At 53.6% G+C, this 1,611-nt stretch carries 2 protein-coding genes; both read right to left on the minus strand.

Features of this window, described 5'->3' with window-relative positions; genetic code table 11:
- On the minus strand, positions 1 to 891 hold an 891-nt coding region (locus tag BSZ39_RS12745), incomplete at its 3' end, for a choice-of-anchor M domain-containing protein (protein ID WP_187343251.1).
- 270 nt (positions 892 to 1,161) lie between these two features.
- Positions 1,162 to 1,572 (minus strand): type ISP restriction/modification enzyme, encoded by a 411-nt coding sequence (locus BSZ39_RS13995; protein WP_158025218.1) that lies wholly within the window; start codon positions 1,570 to 1,572, stop codon positions 1,162 to 1,164.
- Positions 1,573 to 1,611: the final 39 nt, after the last annotated feature.

Raw genomic sequence — 1,611 nt, forward strand, 5'->3', positions numbered from 1 at the left:
ACAAGCCATCAACCAACTAGCCGTGGCATACCCAGACCGATTCACGGAGTACTTGTAAACCAAACCCCCGCACACAAAAAATCGGACACTCTCTGCGTGTGGGGCGATCGTGAAGCTCGGAGCGGAATTGCCCGTGACACCTGCGGCCTGGTCATACGCGACCCTCACGTCACCGAGCTTTTCGTCGGCGGGGTTGGTACCACCTACGCGCCACACTAACATGGTTGGTTTTGAAGCCGTGAAAGAACCGTCAGATTTCCGCGCACTTGCATCGAAAGTGACTTCGTAGCGGCCCGGCTTTGTAAATGTGGTGATGTTGTGGGTGTGCGTACCTGGGTCTAACCACACTGTCCGAGAAACCTTGTCGTGGGAGGAGAACAAGCGAGTCACCGGTAGGTCGCCGAATGTCGAATAGTTGAACATGTTCATTTGGCCGGGGCCATTAAAGCCCACGAGTTCCAGGGCGAAATTCCCGTCACGGAACTGTTCAATAGGGACTGCGGTGTCAGCGCCGAAACCTGACCAAATGGGGCTATTGCCAGGACCAGGGACCTGTGGGGCCATGTAGAGAAGCTCGCCGTCCTTGCCAAGAAAGCCGAGGCGGTGGTCGTTAGTAACTGAGAATACGTAGTTCTGGCTACCGTCATAGTTGTAGCCACGACCCACCCAGTTTGCTGTCTTGTCCAGCGGAGCTGTTTTCCCGTTCGACTGTGAGTTTATCTCGAATGTGTTCGCCTCTTTGTTCCAAAAAACTTTGGGCGCGTCAATGTGTGCTTTCGTCTCGACACTACGATCGTCATCTGGTCCCGCGAAGGCAGGAGTGGTGGCGAACGAAAAAGCTGTAATTGCAACAGCCGCGAGTGAGGCACAGGTTGCACGAAATACGCGCATTAACCCCTCCTTTAATGTAAGTATTCTCACTGACAAGAGCCAGCGAAATAACACTACCATGACACAAGGAGACTTGCCATACGCATAAGCATCCACGAATGCTATGCAGTATCGCTTATACGCCGCTTCAAACCGATAAAACAGGGTCAACGCGAGGGGTGGTGACACTAAAGTGCACGCTCCCTTAGATAGCGGTTTAGGCACGGGAGGTAGTGACTAGGAAACGCACGGGGTATTATCTCCTTGCACATGACCCCAAGGTGTTACACCTTATTTCCGCAGCGTGAGTTTCGGTAGCGAATTAACGATCTTCACCGTCTCTACACTCACATAGGTGATCTTCTTGATGAGGTCCACAATGTAGCGCGGATTTCCGCGCTCCAGACCCCAGTCGTTGGGGTCGTTGACAATGCCGGAGCCCTTGTCAGTCTTCACCTGGTATCGATCCAGAATCCACTCCAAGGCCGAACGTGCCCCGAGCATGTATTCGTGAGCCTCATCCGGAATGCCCGTCAGCGTGATGTTGTCATTCACCGCAATCTGCGTTTTATCCGGCGTACGAGACTTTCCGCCCCAACGCAGCTTCTGCACACGATAGAAATCTGGGTCGTCAGTATCGCCGAACAGGGTCTGCTGAAGGTTTGCTTGAGTCCGGGGTTCATGCCGCCAAAGCGACGGCATCCATCATTATGCTCTCGAACTCGACCGGTGTCAGCTTCC

Source organism: Bowdeniella nasicola (genome assembly GCF_001907295.1).
In the GTDB taxonomy this organism is placed as follows: domain Bacteria; phylum Actinomycetota; class Actinomycetes; order Actinomycetales; family Actinomycetaceae; genus Bowdeniella; species Bowdeniella nasicola.